Origin of the sequence: Duganella sp. CY15W, assembly GCF_009857555.1 — a bacterium.
Lineage (GTDB): Bacteria > Pseudomonadota > Gammaproteobacteria > Burkholderiales > Burkholderiaceae_D > Rugamonas > Rugamonas sacchari.
This window is the reverse complement of sequence record NZ_WWCQ01000009.1, coordinates 131,587-153,574: the sequence shown is the minus strand read 5'-3', so window position 1 is coordinate 153,574 and position 21,988 is coordinate 131,587. Positions and strand designations below refer to the sequence as shown.

The window sequence follows — 21,988 nt, the reverse complement described above, 5'->3', positions numbered from 1 at the left end:
GCGGTCACAGAGCAGCTAAAGCGGTAAGTATTATAGGTAAATCTATGATTTTAAAAGGTAAACATTTCTGCTGTATTTGCGTGCAAAGACGAAAAGTCCTTATGGATCAAGCACTTTGCCCGCACTGGCCCCGGTTACGCACAAAGTTATCCACAAAAGATGTGTGGAACTTTGGTGAGCGATAGCTGTTTTCTTGTTGGTATTTTCGCCATGCCTAAAATTTACGCAGAGAAAGTATATTGTGACAAATCAATGACTTAAGTCGGGTAGGACATTGTTTCGCACACTTTTATCCACAGAATTTGTGCAAAACTCTGCGCTGGGCGGTTTATGGCCATGGGTGGTGAATATCCGGGCCGGCTGATCCAGTGACATTTTTCCACCGGACGCATGACCTGAAATCAGCTGCTTTATTTTTACGCATGGCAATTAAAATATTACAAATCAATGACTTGGGTTTGTAACTTGCGCCTTGCTAACAATCTTATCCACACAAAATGTGCAGAAGTGGGCGATAGCTGGAGCTTATCGGTCGCATTCCTGCACTGGACGGTGGATAAGCGGGGTTCTGCACGCAGAAGGGGCGAAAAATACAGTGGTGCCAGATTTTTACTCAAGGCAAAAAAATCCTTATAAATCAATGTGCTTGCATGTTGTGGAAGCGCTTGCTAACACGCTTATCCACATTAAATGTGTAGAAGTCCACATTCATACCAGTGACAGAAGCCGGGTGTTTTGGCCTGCGACTGGTGCGCTTTTTTTACGCAGGAAAAAAATCTCCTTATAAATCAACGGCTTTACCAGAAGCAGTGTTCCTTGCTAACAACGTTGTCCACAGAATATGGGCATAACTGGGGGATGGGGAAATGCGCTTGCGCAAATTTTGAGCTGATACAGTATTCTTTTGTAGATCAAGGACTTAGGCATAAAGCACTGGCCTTGCTCACATTATTGTCCACAGAAAATGTTGAGAACTCCACCAGACACTTGCCGACGGCCGTCCAACACGATACATTGCGCCATTCGGTTGTTTATCACTAGGAGTTCGTTTTGCTCGCCATATTCCAAGCTGCAGGTTGGCCTATCTGGCTGTTGTTGATTGCTTCCATCGTCGCAACGGCCCTGATTGTCGAACGCCTCATGTATCTGCGCCGCAGCAAGATCATCCCGAAAAAGCTGCTGGACGAAGTGGTGCAGGTCTACCGCAACAACCACATCACGCCTGACATCATCGACAAGCTGGAAAAGAGTTCGCCGCTGGGCATCGTGCTGTCAGCCGCGCTGCGCAATGTGGATGCGCCGCGCGATGTGATGAAAGAATCGATTGAAGAAGCGGGCAGCGGCGTGGCGCACACGCTGGAGCGCTTCCTGACCACGCTGGGCACCATTGCCACGCTGGCGCCACTGATGGGTCTGTTTGGCACGGTGGTCGGCATGATCGAGATTTTTGGTTCGCAGAATGCGGCGGGTTCCAATCCGGCCGCGCTGGCGCACGGTATTTCGGTGGCCTTGTATAACACCGGCTTTGGCCTGGCGATCGCGATGCCGACGCTGGTCTTTTACCGCCACTTCCGCGCGCTGGTGGACAGCTTCATCATCGACATGGAGCAGCAGGCGGTGAAGTTTGTGGATATCGTCCACAGCAAGCGCAAGTAAGGACGCGCCATGAATTTCCGCAAAGGCCAGCGCCGCGAGGACCCGGAGATCAACCTGATCCCGTTCATCGACGTGCTGCTGGTGATCCTGATTTTCCTGATGGTCAGCACCACCTACAGCAAGTTCACCGAATTGCAGATCACGCTGCCGACTGCCGACGCGCAGAAAGCCACCGACAAGCCGTTCGAACTGAATGTGACGGTGGACGCCAAGGGCAACTACACCATCAACGGCGAGCCGGTATCGTTCCGCGATGTGAACGGCTTTGCGCAGGCCATGCGCGAGGCGGCCGGCAAGGGCGGCGAGGCTGGCAAGTCGCCGGTGGTGATCGTCAACGCGGATCAGTTCGCGATGCATCAAATGGTCATCAATGTGATGGAGGCCGCGCGCATCGCCGGCTACGAGAAACTTACTTTCGCGGCGCAGACAGGTGGCACAAAATAATTCGTCGGCGCTGGAATCCACGCTGACACGCAACTGGCTGCGCCGCGGCCCGCTGGCGTGCGCCTTGTGGCCCGTCTCCCTGTTGTTCCGCTTGTTGAGTGGCGCGCGTGCGGCCCTGTTCCGCGCGGGCGTGCTCAAGTCGTCGCGCCTGCCGGTGCCGGTGGTGGTGGTGGGGAATATCTACATCGGCGGCACGGGCAAGACGCCGCTGACCATCTGGCTGGTGCAGGCGCTGCAGGCGGCGGGCATGCGGCCGGGGGTGATTTCGCGTGGGTTTGGCAGTTCGGCGGAGGGCGCGCGTGCAGTGACGGCGACCTCCACGCCGGCGCAGGTGGGCGATGAGCCGTTGCTCATCAGGCAGCGCACCGGTGCGCCGGTGATGGTGGGCCGTGACCGTGCTGTGACTGGGCGCGCGCTGCTGGCCGCGCATCCCGAGGTGAATATTCTGCTCACCGACGATGGCCTGCAGCACTACAAGCTGCAGCGCGATGTGGAGATCATCCTGTTCGACGGCCGGGGTGCGGGCAATGGCTGGCTGCTGCCGGCCGGGCCGCTGCGCGAGCCGGTGTCGCGCCGACGCGATTTTACGGTTATTAATGCGCCGCAGCTGACGCCTGAGCTGGTGCGCGCAGTTACCCCGGTAACGGCGGGGTCTGACCCCCTACGGGGTCAGACCCCAGATCTGCGGACGGTGGCGGTCCAGATGACGCTGGTGGGGGAGTACGCCGAGCAGCTCCGCGACCGAACCCAGCGCAAGGCGCTGGCGGAACTCGCCGCCCAGCCCGCGCTGCGCATCGCCGCCGCCGCCGGCATCGGCAATCCGGCGCGCTTCTTTGGCATGCTGAAAGCCGCAGGCCTGCGCATTATTGAGCTGCCTTTGCCCGATCATCACGACTTCCAGGACCGGCCGTTTGCCGCCCTGGAGGCCGACCTAATCTTGATGACGGAGAAGGATGCAGTAAAATGTGCGCAAATTGAAGAACTCAGCGACGACCCGCGACTATGGGTCGTCCCGGTAACAGCGTGCATCGACCGCGCGCTGGCCGACCAAATTGTGGAGAAATGTCGTGGACGCTCGATTGCTTGATATCCTGGTATGCCCGGTCTGCAAAGGCCCTCTGGAGTACGATAAAAAGGCGCAGGAGATGATTTGCAAAGGCGACCGCCTGGCCTATCCTATCCGCGACGGCATTCCGATCATGTGGGCCGACGAGGCGCGCACGCTGCAGGACAAGGCGGAATAAGCAGTGTCCTTCATCGTCGTCATTCCGGCCCGCCTGGCCTCGACCCGGCTGCCGAACAAACCGCTGGCCGACCTGGGCGGCAAACCGATGGTGGTGCGCGTGGCTGAACGCGCGCAGCAGTCGGGCGCTGCCCGCATCATTGTCGCCACCGATCACGAAGACATCCGCGCCGCCTGCGAGCAGCATGGCGTGGAAGTGTGCATGACCCGTGCGGACCACCCGTCCGGCACCGACCGCATCGCTGAAGTGGTACGCACGCTGAACCTGCCGGCGGACGCCGTCATCGTCAACCTGCAAGGCGACGAGCCGCTCATCGATCCGGCCCTGCTGCAGGCAGCCGCCGCGCGGATTGGCAAGGATGTACCGATGTCCACTTGCGCCCATCCGCTGCACACGGCGGCCGATGCGTTCAACCCCAACGTGGTGAAAGTGGTATTGGACAAGGCTGGCCGCGCCCTGTACTTCTCGCGCGCCACCATCCCGTGGAACCGCGACGCGTTTGCGCAGTCCAAAGAGCATCTGCCTGCTGGCCATGTGCCGCTGCGTCACATCGGACTGTACGCCTACCGCAACGACTTCCTGCGAGCCTATCCGGCGCTGGAAGTATCGCCGCTGGAATCGATCGAAGCGCTGGAGCAGCTGCGCGTGCTGTGGCATGGCTACCCGATTGCCGTGCATGTGACCGATTCGGCCCCGGCCGCTGGCGTGGATACGCCGGAGGACCTGGAGCGCGTACGCCAGCATTATTAAAATAATTTATACCGATTCGCGCCGCGAATCGTCAGTTCTCCGTCAGTTACCACTGATATAAAGCCTGTAACTGTGCGATATTCATACGGAATATCGCTGGCAAATTGGCGTAAAGACTAAGTTTTGTGGTAAGTTTCGTACGATCTGACACTAACCAACCATACCCATATCTGTTTTTAGGAAACTTCATGCGTCTCATTCTTTTAGGAGCACCAGGGGCCGGCAAGGGCACCCAGGCTAATTTCATCAAAGAAAAATATAACATCCCGCAAATTTCCACTGGTGATATGCTGCGCGCCGCCATCAAGGCTGGCACGGAACTGGGCCTGGCCGCCAAGAAGGTCATGGATGAAGGTGGTTTGGTATCGGATGACATCATCATCGGTCTGGTCAAGGACCGCCTGACCCAGCCTGACTGCGCCCACGGCTATCTGTTCGACGGCTTCCCACGCACCATCGCGCAAGCTGACGCCATGAAAGACAGCGGCGTCGCCGTGGACTACGTGCTGGAAATCGCCGTGCCGGATGAATCGATCATTGAACGTATCGACGGCCGCCGCTGCCACCCGGCATCGGGCCGCGTGTACCACGTCAAGTTCAATCCGCCAAAAGAAGAAGGCAAGGACGACGTCACCGGCGAACCGCTGGTGCAGCGCGACGACGACAAGGCAGACGTCGTGAAGAAGCGCCTGGACGTGTACCACAACCAAACCGAAGTGCTGCTGGGCTACTACAACACCTGGGCACAATCGGGCCAGCCTGGCGCACCCAAGTACCGCCGCATCGAAGGCGTCGGTCCTGTTGACGAAATTCGCGACGCAGCGTTTGCCGCATTGAGCAAATAAGCGTTACAGTAGAGCGGACCGATGGTCCGCTTTTTTTTCGCCGGATGCCATCCCAGTTTTTCAGTTTTGCAGTTCGCAGTTAGCGGCCCGCTGTCACAAGCGGCGGTGCGCTGAAGTGTGGTTTGTAGGCTCGATCAACATAATAAGGGGACACTATGGCAGACAGCTTATGGTTGGCAGTGGCATGCGGCGTCATCGCCGTGATTTACGGACTCTGGTCGCGCAGCTGGATTTTGCGACAGGACGCGGGCAATCCGCGGATGCAGGAAATCGCACTGGCGATTCAACAGGGCGCCGCAGCCTACCTCGCGCGCCAGTACCGCACCATCGCGATTGTCGGCGTGGTGCTGCTTATCCTGATTGGTGTGTTGCTTGACCTGAGTACCGCGATCGGCTTCCTGATTGGCGCGGTGCTGTCGGGCGCGTGCGGCTTTATCGGCATGAACGTCTCGGTGCGCGCCAATGTACGCACGGCGCAGGCGGCCAGCAAAGGCATGAACGAAGCGCTCGACGTCGCCTTCAAGGGCGGCGCCATCACCGGCATGCTGGTGGTCGGCCTGGGCTTGCTGGGCGTGGTGCTGTTCTATATGTTCCTGGTGGCCGGCGTCGGTCCGGGCATGAATTTGCACAAGGTGATCGAGCCTTTGATCGGCCTGGCGTTTGGCGCGTCGCTGATCTCGATTTTTGCGCGGCTGGGCGGCGGCATCTTTACCAAGGGGGCGGACGTCGGCGCGGACCTGGTCGGCAAGGTGGAGGCGGGCATTCCGGAAGATGATCCGCGCAACCCGGCCGTGATCGCCGATAACGTTGGCGACAACGTCGGTGACTGCGCCGGCATGGCGGCCGACCTGTTTGAAACCTATGTGGTGACCTTGATCGCTACCATGCTGCTGGGCGCGCTGCTGATGGGGGCTATGGGCACGACGGCGGTGGTGTATCCGCTGTTGCTGGGCGCAGTCTCCATCATCGCGTCGATCATCGGCTGCTCGATGGTCAAGGCCAAGCCGGGCAAGAAGATCATGTCGGCGCTGTACACCGGCCTGTGGTGGGCGGCCGGGCTGTCGCTGATCGGCTTTGCCATCGTCACCTGGCAGCTGTGGAGCGACGACGCCATGCGGATGAAGATGATGGGCTGCACCGTGGTGGGCATCGTGCTGACCGGGCTGATGGTCTACATCACCGAATACTATACCGGCACCGACTTCCCCCCCGTGAAGCACATCGCCGAAGCATCGACCACCGGCCATGGCACCAACATCATTGCCGGCCTGGGCGTCTCGATGAAGTCCACCGCATGGCCAGTGCTGGCCGTGTGCGCGGCGATCCTGGTTTCCTACCAGCTGGGCCAATTGTACGGCGTGGCGATTGCCGCGACCTCGATGCTGTCGATGGCGGGCATCGTGGTGGCGCTGGACGCCTACGGTCCGATCACCGACAACGCCGGCGGCATCGCCGAGATGTCGGGCATGCCGGATTCGGTGCGTGCGATTACCGACCCGCTGGATGCAGTCGGCAATACCACCAAGGCTGTCACCAAAGGCTATGCGATCGGTTCGGCCGGCCTGGCGGCGCTGGTGCTGTTTGCCGACTACACGCACGCGCTGGAATCGGCCGGCCGCAGCATTGCGTTTGATTTGTCCAACCCGATGGTGATTGTCGGCCTGATTATCGGCGGCCTGATTCCTTATCTGTTTGGCGCGATGGCGATGGAAGCGGTGGGCCGCGCGGCCGGTGCGGTGGTGGTGGAGGTGCGCCGCCAGTTCCGCGACATCAAGGGCATCATGGAAGGCACGGGCAAGCCGGAGTACGACAAGGCGGTCGATATGCTGACCGCGTCGGCGATCAAGGAAATGATCGTGCCGTCGTTGCTGCCGGTGGTGGTGCCGATTCTGGTCGGCATGCTGCTCGGTTCGGCCGCGCTGGGCGGTATGCTGATGGGCACCATCGTCACCGGCCTGTTCGTGGCAATATCGATGACCACGGGCGGCGGCGCCTGGGACAATGCCAAGAAATACATCGAAGATGGCCACTACGGCGGCAAGGGTTCGGACGCCCATAAGGCGGCCGTCACCGGCGATACCGTGGGCGACCCGTACAAGGATACGGCCGGCCCGGCGGTCAACCCGCTGATTAAAATTATCAATATCGTCGCGCTGCTACTGGTGCCTTTGCTGCCGGCTTCGGGATGGCTGGCGGTCGGCTGATGGTCAGCTGATGGCCGGCTAGCATCGCGCGGATGCCGCCCCACACAACTGCCGTTACGCCTCGTTACAAGGAAATTGCAGTTGTGTGAGAATTGGTGAGAATCTTTTGCTGAGAAGGAGGATATTATCCCTAAGTAAACTTTAGCAAAGATTGTCTTATGAATATCAGCCTGTCCCCGCGTGCTGCATTGCGCCGCATCATTTCGCGTGTTACCGAATCTGTGGTGCAAGAGCGTGTAAAAGAATTATTGCTGGCGGAGAGGGCCAAACCACCAGCCAGCATCTTCCTGCCGCCCATCGACGTCTATCAGTCCGATCCCCAGCAGCCTTTCATGCCGTATTCGACCTGCTCGGCAGCTGACTTTTACCATCCGAGCTTTACCGCCATCGCACGCTCGATGGCGATTCCGCCGATGTTGCACCGCAAGTTCTGGGAGTGGGCATACATCGTGCACGCGGCGCAGAGCCGTGGTGTGGTAGCGCCAGGCAAGCGCGCGCTGGGTTTTGGCGTCGGCACCGAGCGTATGCCGGCGCTGTTTGCCAAGGGCGGCATGCATGTGACCGCCACCGATGCACCGCAAAGCGTGGACCAGGCGCAGGGCTGGAGCAGCAATGGCCAGTACAGCAGCGCGATCGACAGCATTCCTTACGGCGGCATCCTCGACCGTGAAACCTTCCATGAGCGCGTGCACTTTGAAGAGTGCGACATGAACGCGATTGGCGAGCAATTCCGCGATTACGATTTCTGCTGGTCGTCGTGTGCGCTGGAGCATCTGGGCAGCCTGCAACTGGGCCTGGATTTCGTCATCAACAGCGTGGAAAAAACGCTGAAAGTGGGCGGCATCGCCTGCCACACGACGGAATTCAACCTCAGCTCCAACGACGCCACGGTGGAAGACGGCCCGACGGTGCTGTACCGCCGCAAGGACTGGGAAGCACTGATCACCGAACTGCGCGCACGTGGCCACCACGTCGATGCGTTTGCCATCGCGCCGGACGCCCACTTCCTCGACGGCTACGTGGATACCGTGCCCTTTGCCAGCACCACGCCGCAAAACGGCCCGGCCCACCTGAAGCTGGAACTGTATGGCTATGCCTGCACCTCGGTGGGCATCATCGTGCAGCGGGGACGTTAAGCGTTACGAATTGTTTCCGTGGCTTCCCTGCTACCGTGCGTCTGCTATTAATACAGACAGGGAGGGAACGCCATGAACATCGCCAAATCCGCTGCTTTCACTGTCGTGTTTCTATTCGGAATGCTGGTGTGCGAGTTTGCCTGGGCAGACCCGGCGGCGGATTACGCCAAATTGCCGTTGTGCCAGCTGAATGCGGAAGGCACCGGCCTCGCGGTCGAACCTTGCCGTACGGCGCCGGCCAAATCGCCGATGCCGCGCCGCCCGGTGCCGCAAATCGTGCAGCGCATGCCCGACCTCAAGCGTGCACCGCCATTGGCAATGCCGGCTGCGCCACCTTCTCCTTCCATGCAAAGCCTGCTGGACCGGCCGCACGCGCCAGTGCCCGTGACCGGTTGCGATACCGCCGGCTGCATCGGCGCCAATGGCGTGCGCTATAACAATGCTGGCGGCGGCGTGGTGTCGCCGTCAGGCAAGGTGTGCAACCGCTCCGGCGCAATGATCCAGTGCTGACGCCGGATCAGGCCGTCAGGATCACGGGTTCGCAGCGAATCGGGAAATTCACTGAATTGGCGATATAGCAGTTCTCATGTGCGGCGTGGTGCAGTTGCGCCGCCGTATCGGCGCTGCCTGCCGAAATCGTCACACGCGGGCGCAGCACGATGGACTCGAAGCGGTCGTCCTTCATCGTGCCTTGCGCATGGTCTTCGTAAGTGGTGACGACAATCCCGGCATCCGCGCACAGATGCAGATACCACAGCTTGTGGCAGGCGGCAGCGGAGGCCACCAGTAACTCTTCCGGATTCCAGCGCGCAGCGTCGCCGCGAAATGCGGGGTCGGACGAGCCGGGAATCGACGGCTTGCCTGCTGCGCTGATCGTGTGCGCGCGTTCATATTCCCGGTAGCCGGACGTGCCGCTGCCGCTGTTGCCGGTCCATTCCACTGTGAGCTGATACTGGTGCGATGCCATGGCGTTCTCCTTGGTTGGGACGCAAAGTGTACTGCGATTTGGTATTTTGGTATACCATTTGCGTCATGAATACTTCAGACACCATTGCCGCCGCCCTGCGCGGCCTGATCGCCAGCGGCGAATTGCCCGACGGCGCCCGCCTGGTCGAGCGCGAACTGGCCGAGCGTTTTGCCGTCAGCCGGATTCCCATGCGCGAGGCGATCCAGAAGCTGGAAGCGGAAGGGCTCGTCGAACTGTTCCGCAACCGCGGCGCTATCGTGCGCGCGCTGAGCGCAGCGGATATCGAGGAAATCTACAGCCTGCGCATGCTGCTTGAAGGCGACGCCATCCAGCGCGCCGTCGAGCGCATGGATGCAGAAACGCTGGCGCGCGCCGAACTGGTGCATCGCCTGCTGGGCGAGGCGGCCGGCACGCAAAAGCAGGGCGAGCTGAATCGCGAATTCCACGCGCTGCTGTATTCGCCGTGCGGCAATCAGCGCCAGCTCAAAGCCATCCGCGAGCTGCGCGGGCAGGTGGAGCGCTACGAACGCCTGCAAAACACGCTGCTGGCCGATACACCGGCGTTCCAGCACGAGCATGCGGACATCCTGCAAGCCTGCCAGGCGGGCGATGCCGAACGCGCGCGCGCCATGACGGTAGAGCATCTGGCATCGGCGCGCCGCATCGTGTTGCTGGCGATCCGTTAAACTGTCGGGCTATGAAACATAAACTCTTTCTTTTCGATCTCGACGACACGCTGCTGGACTTCAGAGCCTCTGAGCAGCTGTCATTTGTCCGCACCATGCAGCAGCTGGGCCACACCGGCAGCACGGAAGCGCTGTTCCCGCAGTACCAGGCCATCAACCTCGGCTTGTGGCGGGAGTTTGAACTGGGCACGGTCAGCAAGGACTTCCTCAAGGTCGAGCGCTTTCGCAAGACCTTTGCCGCCAGCGCGCTGGCGCTGGATGCGGAAGCGGCCAGCCAGCTGTACCTGGAATCGCTGTCCGAGACCGTGGTGCTCATCGAGGGCGCCGCGCAGCTGTGCGCGCAGCTGGCGGCGGTGGGCGAGGTGGGCATTATCACCAATGGCGTGGAAGCGATCCAGCACCGCCGCATCGCCAGCTCGGGGCTGGGCAGCTACATTTCCTTCATCGCCACCTCGGAAGCGTGCGGCTACGCCAAGCCGGACAGCCGCTTCTTCGACTACACCACACGCATGGCGCGCGCCTTCGCCAGGCACGAAACGATCATCGTCGGCGACCGCCTGGACGCTGACATCCTTGGCGCCAACCGCTTCGGCATCGACAGCTGCTGGTTCAATCCCGGCCGCCTGCTGAATGAATCCGAAGCCCGGCCGACGTACGAAGTCGCCCATCTGGATGCGATTCTGCCTACCTTGTTATAATGCTGACGTTTACGTAAACGTCAAATAGAAAACAGGAGACAATATGCAGATCAAGGATCACGTATTCATCATTACCGGCGGCGCTTCGGGCCTGGGCGCGGCCACCGCGCGCATGATCGTCGCGCAGGGCGGCAAGGTTGTGCTGGCCGACGTGCAGGCGGAAGCCGGCCAGGCGCTGGCGGCCGAGCTGAAAGGCGTCTTCGTCAAATGCGACGTCACCACCGAAGCCGATGGCAAAGCCGTGGTCGATGCGGCGCTGGCGCAAGGTACGCTGCGCGGCATCATCAACTGCGCCGGCGTGGCGCCCGCCGCCAAGACCGTCGGCAAGGAAGGCCCGCATGCACTGGACCTGTTCCAGCGCGTGGTCGGCATCAACCTGGTCGGCACCTTCAATATGTGCCGCCTGGCGGCGGACGCCATGGGCAAGAACGCGCCGCTGGAAACCGGCGAGCGTGGCGTCATCATCAACACCGCTTCGGTGGCAGCGTTTGATGGCCAGATCGGCCAGGCGGCATATGCCGCTTCCAAAGCTGGCGTGGCCGGCCTGACGCTGCCGATGGCGCGCGACCTGTCGCGCAATGCCATCCGCGTCATGACCATCGCGCCGGGCATCTTTGAAACCCCTATGCTGATGGGCATGCCGCAGGAAGTGCAGGACGCACTGGGCGCCATGGTGCCGTTCCCGTCGCGCCTGGGCAAGCCGGACGAATACGCGCAACTGGCCAAAGCCATTATCGAAAATGCCATGCTGAACGGCGAAACCATCCGTCTGGATGGCGCGATCCGCATGCAGCCTAAGTAATCACACGTAAAACGGGATAAACGATTTCGTGTAGGATGCCAGAGTGATCGGGCGCGCGGCGCAGGCCGCGCGCCTTTTTATTTGGAGAGTTCATGTATCGTTTGAAGACCCTTGCGCTGAGCATCGCGCTGCTGGGCGCACTGCACGCGCCATCCTACGCACAACGCGCCACGCCAGATATGGCGCCGGAAATCGCTACCGGCTACGCTGAAAAAGCCGGCAAGTCCTCGCAAAAATTCATGGTGGCCGCCGCCAATCCGCTGGCCACGCAGGCCGGTTATCAGATGCTCAAGCAGGGCGGCAGCGCGGTGGATGCCGCCATCGCCGTGCAGATGGTGCTGACGCTGGTGGAGCCGCAATCGTCCGGCATCGGCGGCGGTTCCTTCCTGATGTATGCCGACGGCAAACGTGTGCAGTCCTATGACGGCCGTGAAACCGCGCCCGCCGCTGCGGACGAACACCTGTTCCAGGACAAGGATGGCAAACCGGTGTCGCGTGAAGTGGGCGTGGTCGGCGGCCGCTCGACCGGTGCACCCGGCGTGCTGCGCATGCTGGAGCTGGCGCACAAGCAGCACGGCAAGCTGCCGTGGAAAGCGCTGTTCCAGCCGGCGATCAAGCTGGCCGAAAACGGCTTTGCCGTCAGCCCGCGGTTGAATGCGCTGATCTCTTACGATAAATTCCTGGCGCGCGATCCGGTGGCGCGTGCCTACTTCTTCGATGCGGACGGCAAGCCACGTCCGGTCGGCTACCTCCTCAAGAACCCGGAGCTGGCGCGCACGCTGCATGAAATTGCCGATGGTGGCGCGGATGCGTTCTACAAAGGCCGCATCGCCAGGGACATCGCCGCGAAAGTGGCGTCGCATCCGACCAATCCGGGCAAGCTCACGGCGGCCGACATCGCCGGTTATCAGGCCAAGGAACGCGATCCAATTTGCAGCGACTACAAGAAGTGGACCGTGTGCGGCGCGCCGCCGCCATCGTCCGGCGGCATCGCCATCGCGCAGATGCTGGGCATTTTGGAGAACAAGGACATTAGCCCGTACAAGCCGGTCAACGGTCAGCTGACGGCGGACGGCATCCATCTGTTCACCGAAGCGGGCCGCCTGGCGTATGCGGACCGCAACCGCTACGTGGCCGATACCGACTTCGTGCCGCTGCCAGGCAAGGGCGTCGCCGCCATGCTGGACAAGGGCTACCTGAAACAGCGGGCAGCGCTGATCGGCGACAAATCCATGGGCCGCGCCAAATACGGCACGCCGGATACGATGCAGGTCGCCTGGGGCGCCGACAACGCCATCGACAAGCCATCCACCTCGCACCTGGTGGCGGTGGATGCGTTTGGCGGCGGCCTGTCGATGACCACCTCGGTGGAAGACGCCTTTGGCGCGCGCCAGATGGTCGATGGCTTCATGCTGAATAATCAACTAACCGATTTCTCCTTTGACTCGCAAGACGAAAATGGTCCGGTCGCCAACCGCGTCCAGCCGGGCAAGCGTCCGCGCAGCGCCATGTCGCCGACGCTGGTGTTCGACAAGGGCACGCACAAGCTGGTGATGGCGACCGGTTCGCCGGGCGGTTCGGCCATCATCAACTACGTGGCCAAGGTGCTGGTCGGTACGCTGGACTGGGGCCTGGACGTGCAGCAGGCCATCAGCCTGCCGAATATCGGCAGCCGCAATGGCCCGACCGAGCTGGAAGCAGGGCGCGTCAGCCGCGCCGTGGTCGAGCAGCTCAAGGCGCGCGGCCACGATATCCGCGAATACGACCAGAATTCCGGCCTGCAGGGCATCCAGCGCCGCGCCGTCAACGGCAAGGAAGAATGGTTCGGCGGCGCCGATCCACGCCGGGAAGGTGTCGTTTTGGGCGACTAATTAGAGGCCTTATGTCTCCCCAAACGGCATAGACCCTGCTAATCTTGCAAGATGGGAACACAAAAGAAAACAGGCTTGATCCTGACCGGGGGCGGCGCGCGCGCGGCCTACCAGGTTGGTGTGCTACAGGCGATATCGGAGATTTTATGGGAGGAGGGCTGGCCGCCAGCCCGCAATCCGTTTGACATCATCTGCGGTACCTCGGCGGGTGCGATCAACGCCGTGGCGCTGGCTTGTCGCGCCGACAATTTTGGCGAAGGTGTACAAAAGCTGCTGGATGTGTGGGAGCACATCGAAGTGGAGCAAGTCTACCGCGCCGATTCGCTGGGCGTGATCCGCTCCGGCGCGCGCTGGCTGTCGCTGCTGTCGTTTGGCTGGCTGCTGCGCAAATGGCGTGCCGCGCCGCCGCGCTCCCTGCTGGACAACACGCCGCTGGTCGGTCTGCTGCACCGCATGCTGGATCTGCCGCGTCTTGACTCGGTGCTGTCCGAAGGCTTGCTGCATGCGCTGGCCGTGACGGCGTCGTCCTACACCGCCGGCAACCACCTGACGTTCTACCAGACCGCTGCCGACATCGCGCCGTGGATACGCACGCAGCGCGTGGCGCTGCAGGACCAGATCGGCGTCGAGCACTTGCTGGCGTCGTCGGCGATTCCGTTTATTTTCCCTGCCACGCCGCTGTACATGGGCGGCCACCGCGAATACTGCGGCGATGGCTCAATGCGCCAGCTGGCGCCGATCTCGCCGGCCATCCACCTGGGCGCCAGCAAGGTGCTGGTGGTCGGCGCCGGCCGCCTGACCGAACCGCCGCGCAGCGCCGCCGAGAAAAACGCCGCGCGCTATCCCAGTCTGGCGCAGATTGCCGGCCATGCGATGTCGTCGATCTTCCTCGACAGTCTGGCGGTGGACATCGAACGGCTGGAGCGCGTGAACAAGACCTTGTCCATGCTGCCGCCCGAGTATCTGGAAAAAACCCCGCTCAAGCCAGTGCAGCTGCTGGTGATTGCGCCGTCCGAGCGGCTGGACGATATCGCCACCCGCCACATCGCCAGCCTGCCGGCGCCGATACGCGCCATGCTGTCCGGTATCGGCGCGACCGAAACACGCGGCGCCGCGCTGGCGTCCTACCTGTTGTTCGAATCCACGTATACTTGCGAGTTAATTCGCCTCGGCCAGCGTGATACGCATGCGCGCAAGAGCGATGTCCTGGCCTTCTTTGAATCCTGATTGATGTCTTGTTTGAACCGTCTTTGCCGCCGACTGCTGTTGCCGGCCATGCTGCTGTGGGAATCCGCTGCGCTGGCTGGCGCGCCGCCGCGCACCTTGCGCTTCGAGCAGCTCAGCGTCGAGCATGGGCTGGCGCAGGAAACCGTGCTAGCCATCGCGCAGGACAAGCAGGGCTTCATCTGGCTCGGCACGCAGGCCGGCCTGACGCGGTTTGACGGCTATCGCACTGTCACGTACAAGAGCGCAATCTCCGAGCCACGCAGCCTGGCCGACAACTGGGTGCGCGTGCTGCACCTGGACCGCTCCGGCCAGCTGTGGGTGGGCACGGACGGTGGACTGGACCGCTACGACGCCGCCACCAAGACCTTCACGCATTTTCTGCCGCATGAATCGGCGCAGCGCGGCAACGGCAACCGCCACGTGCGCGCGATTGCGGATGATGGCCTGGGCGGCCTGTGGGTCGCCACGGCCGACGGCCTGCATCACTTTGACCCCAACAGCAAACGCTTCAACAGCTGGCACCACGATCCGGCCGATGCCGGCAGCCTGGCCAGCGACCATGTGACGTCGCTGGCGCGCGATGCGGGGGGGCGCTTGTGGGTCGGCACCGCGTCCGGGCTGGACATGCTGCCAGCCGGCGCCACGCGCTTCCAGCATTACACCATCGACGCCAGCGGCGACAGCAAATTCAACTCCGTCAACGCGCTGCAGGTGGATGATGCGCAGACGCTGTGGGTGGGCACGCAGGGCGGGCTGGAACAATGGCGTTTGCTGGGCGCGGAGCCGCAGCGCCGCCGTCTCGGCGCGCGCGAGGGACTCAAGCCCGGCACCAGCATCACGGCCCTGTACGAGGACGCGGAAAACAATGTGTGGGCCGGTTCGCTGGCGGATGGCCTGTTCCGCTGGCTGCCGTCGGAAGGACGCCTGGTGCAGTATCGCCATCAGGTCAGCGATACGCACAGCGTGGCGGACAACCAGATCTCCGCACTGTTCCGCGACCGCGTGGGCACGTTCTGGGTCGGCACCTGGAATGATGGCGCCAGCCGTGTCGATATGGGCAGCGGTGGCTTCGCGCGCATCGTGCGCCAGGCCGACCAGCCCAATTCGCTGTCCGATAACAAGATACGCTCCATCCTGCCGGACGGTCACGGCAAACTGTGGCTGGGCAGCAGCGGCGGCCTGAATCTGTACGACGCCGTCACTGGCGAAAGCAAGGTATGGCGCCACAATCCGCAAAACCCCAACAGCATCAGCGATGACCAGATCACCACGCTGTGGCGCGAGAAGAATGGCAACCTGTGGATCGGTGGGCAGGCTGGCATCAATCATCTCAACCTGAATTCGGGCGCCATCCGTTCGATTTCGTTTGTGCGCGGCGACCCGGCCAGCGACACCATCCGCAATATCGTCGGCGACCGTAACGGCGTGCTGTGGGTGGCGTCGCGCGGCGGCCTGCATCGCCTCGACCCGGTCACGATGGAGACGCGCACCTTCCGTCACGATCCCTCGGATTCCGACAGCCTGTCCGACAACGTGGTGCGGCCGATCCTGGAAGACCGCCGCGGCCAGCTGTGGATAGGCACCTTCAACGGCCTCGATCTGCTGGACCGCAAGACCGGCAAGTTCCGCCACTTCCGCCGCGACGCTGTCAACCAGAACAGCCTCAGTCACGACGAGGTGCACTGCCTGTACGAAGATGCACTCGGCACCATCTGGGTCGGCACGGCGGCGGGCCTGAACAAGATGGAAATGGCAGCCGATGGCAGCGTGAAGTTCCGCCGCTATCTGCGCAAGGACGGCATTGCCGATGATGCGATTGCGTCCATCCTGCCGGACGACGCGGGCAATCTTTGGCTGAGCACCAACAGCGGCCTGTCGCGCCTGAATATCGAGACAGGCCTGGTGCGCAACTACAGCGGCGCCGACGGCACCATCGAGGGCGCTTACTTCGATGGCGCGGCATTGCGCACGCCGGACGGCATCTTGTACTTTGGCGGCTTCAATGGCATCACGGCCTTTGCGCCGTCCGAGGTGCGCGAGAACAGCGTCGCGCCGACCGTGGCGATTACTGACTTCCAGATCTTCAACAAGTCGCTCAAGCCCGGGCAGGGCGAGCATGGCGATGTGCTCAGGACGGCGATTGAACATACCGCCGCCCTGACGCTGCTGGAAGGCGACTCGGTATTCTCGCTGGAGTTCGCGGCCCTGCACTACGCGGCGCCGCAGCGCAACCGCTTCGCCTATCAGCTGCAAGGCTTCGATGAGGACTGGGTGGTCACCGATTCCACCAAGCGCTTTGCCACCTACACCAATCTGGACCCGGGCAAATATGTATTCCGCGTGAAGGCCGCCAACAAGGACGGCATCTGGAACGATAACGCGGCCACGCTGGAAATCACCATCAAGCCGCCGTTCTGGAAGACCTGGTGGTTCCGCTCCGTGCTGGCGCTGATTGCCGCAGGCGGCGCTTACGCCGTCTATCACGCACGCGTGCGGGCCTTGCGCCATCAGCAGCTGCGCCTCGAGCACCTGGTCGGCTCGCGCACGGCGGAAGTCGAGTACAAGAACCAGCAGCTGCAGCATCAGAAGCATGAACTGGAACGCCGCCGACTGGAAGCCGAAGCGCAGCGCGCTGAAGCCGAGCAGCGCCGCATCGACACCGAACGCCAGAAGGAAGAAGTGGAGCAGGCCCACCGCAACATCTCCGTGCTGAGTGAACTGGGCCGCGAGATGAGCGCGTCGCTGGACATGGAAACCACCATGCAGACGCTGTATCGCCACGTGAATCATCTGATGAGTGCGCAGATCTTCGGTATCGGCTTCGTGCTGGAAGACGAGGGCGTGATCGATTTCCCGTTTGCGATTGAAGGCGGCGTGCGTACCTACCCGTACCAGCGCCGGCTGGATCTGCCGGATCAATTGGCGGTGTGGTGCCTCACGCACCGCAAGCCTATCTTCATCAATGACTTCCTCAAGGAATACCGCGACTACATGAGCGAGTCCGGCCTGGAATCGCTGGTGCCTTGCGAGCGCGAAGACGGCATGCCGGTCGCCACCGCGCATTCGATGATGTACACGCCGCTCATCATCGGCGACAAGGTGGTGGGGCTGCTGTGCGTGCAGAGCACGGAGCGCAATGCCTATCAGCGCATCCACATGGATATGCTGCAAACGCTGGCGGCCCATGCCGCCGCAGGCCTGGAGAATGCGCGCGCCTACCAGGAGCTGGAAGAGACGCTGCAGACGCTGCGCCAGACGCGCGACCAGTTGATGGCGCAGGAACGCCAGGTGCGGCACCACACCGAGGAACTGGCGCGCACCAACCGCGCCTTGCAGGACAACGAGGAACGCCTGCGCTACGCCAAGCAGAAGGCGGAGGATGCGACGCGCCAGAAATCCGAGTTCCTGGCCAACATGAGTCACGAGATGCGGACGCCGCTGGCCGGCGTGATCGGCATGCTGGGCTTTGCGTTGCGCGATCCGCAGCTGGCGGCCAGCACGCGCGAGCAGATCATGCGCGGCCAGGCCAATGCGCAGTCGCTGCTGTCCATCATCAACGACCTGCTGGACTTCTCCAAGATCGAGGCCGGCAAGCTGACCATCGAGAATATCGACTTCTCGCTGTCCGGCGCGGTGGAGAACGTAGTTGGCCTGTTTGAAGAACAGGCTGCGGCGCACAGCGTTGGTTTCAGCCTGGAGTTCAGCGACGACCTGCCGCAGTTTGTGGTCGGCGATCCTACTCGCTTGCGTCAGGTGCTGGTCAACCTGGTCGGCAATGCGTTCAAGTTTACCCTGCATGGTTCGGTGCGGATGCGCGTGGAGCGCGCGCCGGACGACGGCACCGAGAACCGCATCCGCTTCAGCGTCTCCGATACCGGCATCGGCATTGAGGCGGACGCCATCCCGCGCCTGTTCCAGCAGTTCGAACAGGCCGACGCATCGACCACGCGCCGTTACGGCGGCACGGGCCTGGGCCTGGCGATCTGCCGCCAGCTGGTGGAACTGATGGGCGGCAGCATCAATGCCGTGAGCACGCCGGGCGAGGGCAGCACCTTCATGTTCGAGTTGCCGCTGCCGAATGGCGTGGCGCCGCCGGTGGTGCCGCACGTGCCGCGTGAACCGCACAGCCATCAATTGAAGGTGCTGTGCGCGGAGGACTTCCCGACCAACCAGATCATCATTCGAATGATGCTGGAAGACCTGGGCCACAAGGTGGACATTGCCGCCAATGGCGCGCTGGCCGTCAAGGCGTGTTCGCTGACGCGCTATGACCTGATCCTGATGGATGGCCGCATGCCGGAGATGGACGGCGCCAGCGCCACGCGCCTGATCCGTTCCGGCGGCCCGGATGTCGCGCCGGTACGTGACCAGGAACTCATGATCATCGCGCTGACCGCCAACGCCAGCGAGGAGGACCGCAGCCGCTATCTGGCGTCCGGCATGGACGACTTCCTGACCAAGCCGATCGACGAAGACAAACTACACTTCCAGTTAAGCCGCGCAATTGAGCGTCAGTTGCAACGCGGCTTCCAGCTGCCGCGCATGCAGCCGCGCCGCAATCCGGCCATCGGCACGCCGGAGCTGGATTCGATGTTTGGCGTGGCGCCCGCAGCGCTGGAGACCTCGCGCCTCGCGCAGCACAGCGGCGGCCCTAGCGATCTGAAAGCCCGCTTGCGGCAGGCGTTCAATCAGGATGCGCCATTGCGGCTGGCGGACCTGGAGCACGCGCTGGCGCAGCGCGACCGCGAGGCGGCGGGCCGTCTGCTGCATGGCCTGAAGGGCAGTGCGGGTTATCTGGAAGAGCAGGAACTGCAGGCGCTATGCGGTGATCTGGAGATGGAAGCGGACCACGGCAACTGGCCGCAGGTGGAATCGGCCATGCCGCATTTGCGCCGTTTGCTGGAGCAGGCGCAGGCAACTAGCACGCTGTAAGCTGCAATCTTTCTCGTCCAAGACGTTGCAAGAAGTGGTTATTGATGTAATATCATCGCATAGTGCCGTATCGCGGTAGCGTTGGCGTAGTCGTTAATGGCACAAGGAGCCACATGAAAGTTTTGGTAGTGGACGATGATGTCGTCTCGCGTATGGTGCTGATGCACCTGATCGATAGCTGCGGCAGTTTTGACATCGTTGAGGCGGAAGATGGCGCCGATGCCTGGCAGCAGCTGGAAGACGGTCTACGTCCCGCCATTTGCTTTTGCGATCTGCGCATGCCACGCCTGTCCGGCATGGAGCTGCTGCAGCGCGTGAAGGGGCACCCGGAAATCAACACCATGCCATTTGTGCTGGTCACCTCGGCCAATGACAAGGACACGGTGCTGGAAGCCACCAAGTCCGGCGCTGCCGGTTACATCGTCAAACCATTCCAGGCCGAGCAGGTGCGCGTGCACCTGGTGAACTTCCTCGATCAGGCCGCGAATGGCTACGACCATCACGCTGAAACCCCCACCGATACGCTGCGCCGCCTGGGCATCAATGCCGAGCGCCTGCTGGTCTACCTGAGCGGTTTCCAGAATCAGCTGACCGCCGCTGCCGGCGATCTGCAAACCATGCTGGCCAACGGCGAGCAGCAGGAGGCGCAAGTGCGTATCGACCGTCTGCACGCGGGCTGCGTCACGCTCGGCCTGCACGGCGCGGCGGCAGCGCTGAAAGGCATCGGCCCTGGCCAGCTGTCCAACGACGTGGTGCAAGCCGTGCTGTCGGACGTGGTACGCGCAGTGATCCACCAATCAGGACTGGTACGCCAGGAATCTGTTTAAACGCTTGATGTCGGGATAGTTTAAGTTTAAAGTATCTGCGCAATGCAGCGGATATCTTTTGACTTCCAACTTCAGGGCGAACATGAATCCATCTCTCGTAGCCAGCGCCTATACCGACCATTTCGCACGCGAGCATCTGCCGCCGCCGGAATTGTGGCCGGAACTCCATTTCGACCTGCCTGAACTACAGTATCCACCGCGCCTGAATTGCGTGACCGAGCTGCTGTCTTCTGCTGCGACGGATGGCGGCCGCACCGCGCTGTGTGGCGCGCAGGGCGACTGGACGTACGCGCAGTTGCGGGAGCGGGTCGATCGCATCGCCCATGTGCTGCGCGGGCCGCTGCAGCTGGAAGCCGGTAACCGCGTACTGCTGCGCGGCGCGAACACGCCCATGATGGCGGCCTGCATTCTGGCGGTGATGAAAGCAGGGCTGATCGCCGTGCCGACCATGCCGCTGCTGCGTGCGCGCGAGCTGGGGAAAATTGCCGACAAGGCGCAGGTCAACGCCGTATTGTGCGCCGATAGCCTGCGCGCCGAGCTGGAAGCCGCAACCTTGCCTGAAGCGGCGCGCGCCAGAACGCTCTTTTTCGGCGCCGACGGCGAGGATGCGCTGGAAGCGCTGATGGCCACGCAGCCGCCGGCATTCGATGCGGTGGACACGGCGGCCGACGATGTATGCCTGATCAGCTTCACCTCCGGCACCACCGGCATCCCCAAGGGCACCATGCATTTCCATCGCGATGTGATGGTGATTTGCGATTGCTTCCCGCGTTCGATCCTGCAATCCCGGCCTGGCGATATTTTCATTGGCACGCCACCGCTGGCCTTTACCTTCGGCCTTGGCGGCTTGCTGCTGTTTCCACTGCGGGTAGGCGGCACTGCGGTGCTGCTGGAAAAACTGACGCCGGAGACGCTGCTGAAAGCGATTGAAACCTATCGTGCGACCGTGTGCTTTACGGCGCCCACCTTTTATCGCCAGATGGCGGTGCTGGCGCCCCAGTTTGACCTTGCCAGTTTGCAGAAGAGCGTGTCCGCAGGCGAGGCGCTGCCGCTGGCGACGCGCGAGAGCTGGCGCCAGGCGACCGGGCTACGCATGATAGACGGTATTGGCGCGACCGAGCTGCTGCACATCTTTATCTCGGCATCGGGCGAGCAGATACGGCCCGGCGCTACGGGCAAGCCAGTGCCGGGCTACCAGGCCTGCATCCTGGATTTCGACGGCAACCCGGTGGGGCCGGGCGTTATCGGACGGCTGGCGGTGAAAGGTCCGACCGGCTGCCGCTATCTGGCCGATGACCGTCAGCACGACTATGTGCTCAACGGCTGGAACCTGACCGGTGATGCGTACGAGATGGATGCCGATGGCTATTTCTATTATCGCTCGCGCACCGACGACATGATTATCTCGGCGGGCTATAACATCGCCGGGCCGGAAGTGGAGGACGTACTGCTGCGTCATCCCGCAGTGGCGGAGTGCGGTGTGATTGGCCGGCCGGATGAGGAACGCGGGCAGATCGTGGAGGCGCATGTGGTGCTGCGCGCCGGGTTTGCGGCATCGCCGGAACTGGTGGTGCAGTTACAGGATTTCGTGAAAGAACAGATCGCGCCGTACAAATATCCCCGTGCGGTGAAATTCCTCAAGGCCTTGCCGCGCACCGAAACCGGCAAGCTGCAACGCTTCAAATTGCGTGACGAATGA

Annotated in this window: 18 protein-coding genes; 17 read left to right on the top strand and 1 reads right to left on the bottom strand. The window is 62.1% G+C overall.

The features are described 5' to 3' along the window. Positions 1–1,050 precede the first annotated feature (1,050 nt). The 9 genes from GTP58_RS29990 to GTP58_RS29950 all read left to right on the top strand — a co-directional run bounded on the left by GTP58_RS29990 (position 1,051) and on the right by GTP58_RS29950 (position 8,789). On the top strand, positions 1,051–1,656 hold the full coding sequence (locus tag GTP58_RS29990) for a MotA/TolQ/ExbB proton channel family protein (RefSeq protein WP_072787150.1): 606 nt from the start codon (positions 1,051–1,053) through the stop codon (positions 1,654–1,656). Positions 1,657–1,665: 9 nt separating this feature from the next. Continuing rightward, complete coding sequence (locus tag GTP58_RS29985) at positions 1,666–2,100, top strand: biopolymer transporter ExbD (RefSeq protein WP_161080589.1); 435 nt, start codon at positions 1,666–1,668, stop codon at positions 2,098–2,100. Next, positions 2,087–3,187 (top strand): tetraacyldisaccharide 4'-kinase, encoded by a 1,101-nt coding sequence (gene lpxK / locus GTP58_RS29980; RefSeq protein WP_161080588.1) that lies wholly within the window; start codon positions 2,087–2,089, stop codon positions 3,185–3,187. The genes GTP58_RS29985 and lpxK overlap by 14 nt, the downstream gene beginning before the upstream one ends. Next, positions 3,168–3,344 carry a Trm112 family protein gene (locus GTP58_RS29975; RefSeq protein ID WP_008446346.1) on the top strand — a complete coding sequence of 59 codons (177 nt, stop codon included), beginning with the start codon at positions 3,168–3,170 and terminating at the stop codon, positions 3,342–3,344. Before lpxK ends, GTP58_RS29975 begins: the two co-directional genes overlap by 20 nt. Positions 3,345–3,347: 3 nt before the next feature. Next, entirely contained in the window at positions 3,348–4,094 is a 747-nt protein-coding gene (gene kdsB, locus GTP58_RS29970) for a 3-deoxy-manno-octulosonate cytidylyltransferase (protein ID WP_161080587.1), read from the top strand. 188 nt (positions 4,095–4,282) lie between these two features. After that, positions 4,283–4,939: an adenylate kinase gene (adk, locus tag GTP58_RS29965; RefSeq protein WP_161080586.1), complete on the top strand. Its 657-nt coding sequence runs from the start codon at positions 4,283–4,285 to the stop codon at positions 4,937–4,939. Positions 4,940–5,094: 155 nt separating this feature from the next. Beyond that, positions 5,095–7,143 carry a sodium-translocating pyrophosphatase gene (locus GTP58_RS29960; RefSeq protein WP_161080585.1) on the top strand — a complete coding sequence of 683 codons (2,049 nt, stop codon included), beginning with the start codon at positions 5,095–5,097 and terminating at the stop codon, positions 7,141–7,143. 158 nt (positions 7,144–7,301) lie between these two features. Continuing rightward, on the top strand, positions 7,302–8,279 hold the full coding sequence (locus GTP58_RS29955) for a hypothetical protein (protein WP_202413915.1): 978 nt from the start codon (positions 7,302–7,304) through the stop codon (positions 8,277–8,279). 72 nt (positions 8,280–8,351) lie between these two features. Then, on the top strand, positions 8,352–8,789 hold the full coding sequence (locus GTP58_RS29950) for a hypothetical protein (protein ID WP_161080584.1): 438 nt from the start codon (positions 8,352–8,354) through the stop codon (positions 8,787–8,789). A gap of 7 nt (positions 8,790–8,796) precedes the next feature. Here GTP58_RS29950 and GTP58_RS29945 read toward each other — a convergent pair whose 3' ends face one another. Then, on the bottom strand, positions 8,797–9,246 hold the full coding sequence (locus tag GTP58_RS29945; protein WP_161080583.1) for an OsmC family protein: 450 nt from the start codon (positions 9,244–9,246) through the stop codon (positions 8,797–8,799). 65 nt (positions 9,247–9,311) lie between these two features. Here GTP58_RS29945 and GTP58_RS29940 point away from each other — a divergent pair, with 65 nt between their 5' ends. From GTP58_RS29940 to GTP58_RS29905, 8 genes are all read left to right on the top strand, one after another. After that, the gene (locus GTP58_RS29940; protein ID WP_161080582.1) at positions 9,312–9,932 is read left to right on the top strand and encodes a GntR family transcriptional regulator; all 621 of its coding nucleotides are present in this window, start codon (positions 9,312–9,314) and stop codon (positions 9,930–9,932) included. An 11-nt stretch (positions 9,933–9,943) separates the two neighbouring features. Then, a complete protein-coding gene (locus GTP58_RS29935; protein WP_161080581.1) occupies positions 9,944–10,630 on the top strand; it encodes a YjjG family noncanonical pyrimidine nucleotidase in 687 nt (228 codons plus the stop codon). A gap of 43 nt (positions 10,631–10,673) precedes the next feature. After that, positions 10,674–11,432 (top strand): 3-hydroxyacyl-CoA dehydrogenase, encoded by a 759-nt coding sequence (locus GTP58_RS29930; RefSeq protein WP_161080580.1) that lies wholly within the window; start codon positions 10,674–10,676, stop codon positions 11,430–11,432. A 92-nt stretch (positions 11,433–11,524) separates the two neighbouring features. Beyond that, on the top strand, positions 11,525–13,303 hold the full coding sequence (gene ggt, locus GTP58_RS29925) for a gamma-glutamyltransferase (RefSeq protein WP_161080579.1): 1,779 nt from the start codon (positions 11,525–11,527) through the stop codon (positions 13,301–13,303). Positions 13,304–13,354: 51 nt separating this feature from the next. Next, positions 13,355–14,530: a patatin-like phospholipase family protein gene (locus GTP58_RS29920; RefSeq protein WP_161080578.1), complete on the top strand. Its 1,176-nt coding sequence runs from the start codon at positions 13,355–13,357 to the stop codon at positions 14,528–14,530. Positions 14,531–14,533: 3 nt separating this feature from the next. Continuing rightward, positions 14,534–19,462, top strand: coding sequence for a two-component regulator propeller domain-containing protein (locus GTP58_RS29915; RefSeq protein ID WP_161080577.1), 4,929 nt, complete (start codon positions 14,534–14,536; stop codon positions 19,460–19,462). Between the two features lie 113 nt (positions 19,463–19,575). Continuing rightward, positions 19,576–20,289, top strand: a complete 714-nt coding sequence (locus tag GTP58_RS29910) for a response regulator (protein ID WP_161080576.1) — start codon at positions 19,576–19,578, stop codon at positions 20,287–20,289. Positions 20,290–20,371: 82 nt separating this feature from the next. Next, positions 20,372–21,988 carry an AMP-binding protein gene (locus GTP58_RS29905; RefSeq protein WP_161080575.1) on the top strand — a complete coding sequence of 539 codons (1,617 nt, stop codon included), beginning with the start codon at positions 20,372–20,374 and terminating at the stop codon, positions 21,986–21,988.

Coding starts and splice junctions, on each gene's coding strand:
- GTP58_RS29985 (WP_161080589.1), top strand. CDS start 1,666: ATGAATTTCCGCAAAGGCCAGCGCCGCGAGGACCCGGAGATCAACCTG.
- adk (WP_161080586.1), top strand. CDS start 4,283: ATGCGTCTCATTCTTTTAGGAGCACCAGGGGCCGGCAAGGGCACCCAG.
- GTP58_RS29960 (WP_161080585.1), top strand. CDS start 5,095: ATGGCAGACAGCTTATGGTTGGCAGTGGCATGCGGCGTCATCGCCGTG.
- GTP58_RS29955 (WP_202413915.1), top strand. CDS start 7,302: ATGAATATCAGCCTGTCCCCGCGTGCTGCATTGCGCCGCATCATTTCG.
- GTP58_RS29950 (WP_161080584.1), top strand. CDS start 8,352: ATGAACATCGCCAAATCCGCTGCTTTCACTGTCGTGTTTCTATTCGGA.
- GTP58_RS29945 (WP_161080583.1), bottom strand. CDS start 9,246: ATGGCATCGCACCAGTATCAGCTCACAGTGGAATGGACCGGCAACAGC.
- GTP58_RS29940 (WP_161080582.1), top strand. CDS start 9,312: ATGAATACTTCAGACACCATTGCCGCCGCCCTGCGCGGCCTGATCGCC.
- GTP58_RS29935 (WP_161080581.1), top strand. CDS start 9,944: ATGAAACATAAACTCTTTCTTTTCGATCTCGACGACACGCTGCTGGAC.
- GTP58_RS29930 (WP_161080580.1), top strand. CDS start 10,674: ATGCAGATCAAGGATCACGTATTCATCATTACCGGCGGCGCTTCGGGC.
- ggt (WP_161080579.1), top strand. CDS start 11,525: ATGTATCGTTTGAAGACCCTTGCGCTGAGCATCGCGCTGCTGGGCGCA.
- GTP58_RS29920 (WP_161080578.1), top strand. CDS start 13,355: ATGGGAACACAAAAGAAAACAGGCTTGATCCTGACCGGGGGCGGCGCG.
- GTP58_RS29915 (WP_161080577.1), top strand. CDS start 14,534: ATGTCTTGTTTGAACCGTCTTTGCCGCCGACTGCTGTTGCCGGCCATG.
- GTP58_RS29910 (WP_161080576.1), top strand. CDS start 19,576: ATGAAAGTTTTGGTAGTGGACGATGATGTCGTCTCGCGTATGGTGCTG.
- GTP58_RS29905 (WP_161080575.1), top strand. CDS start 20,372: ATGAATCCATCTCTCGTAGCCAGCGCCTATACCGACCATTTCGCACGC.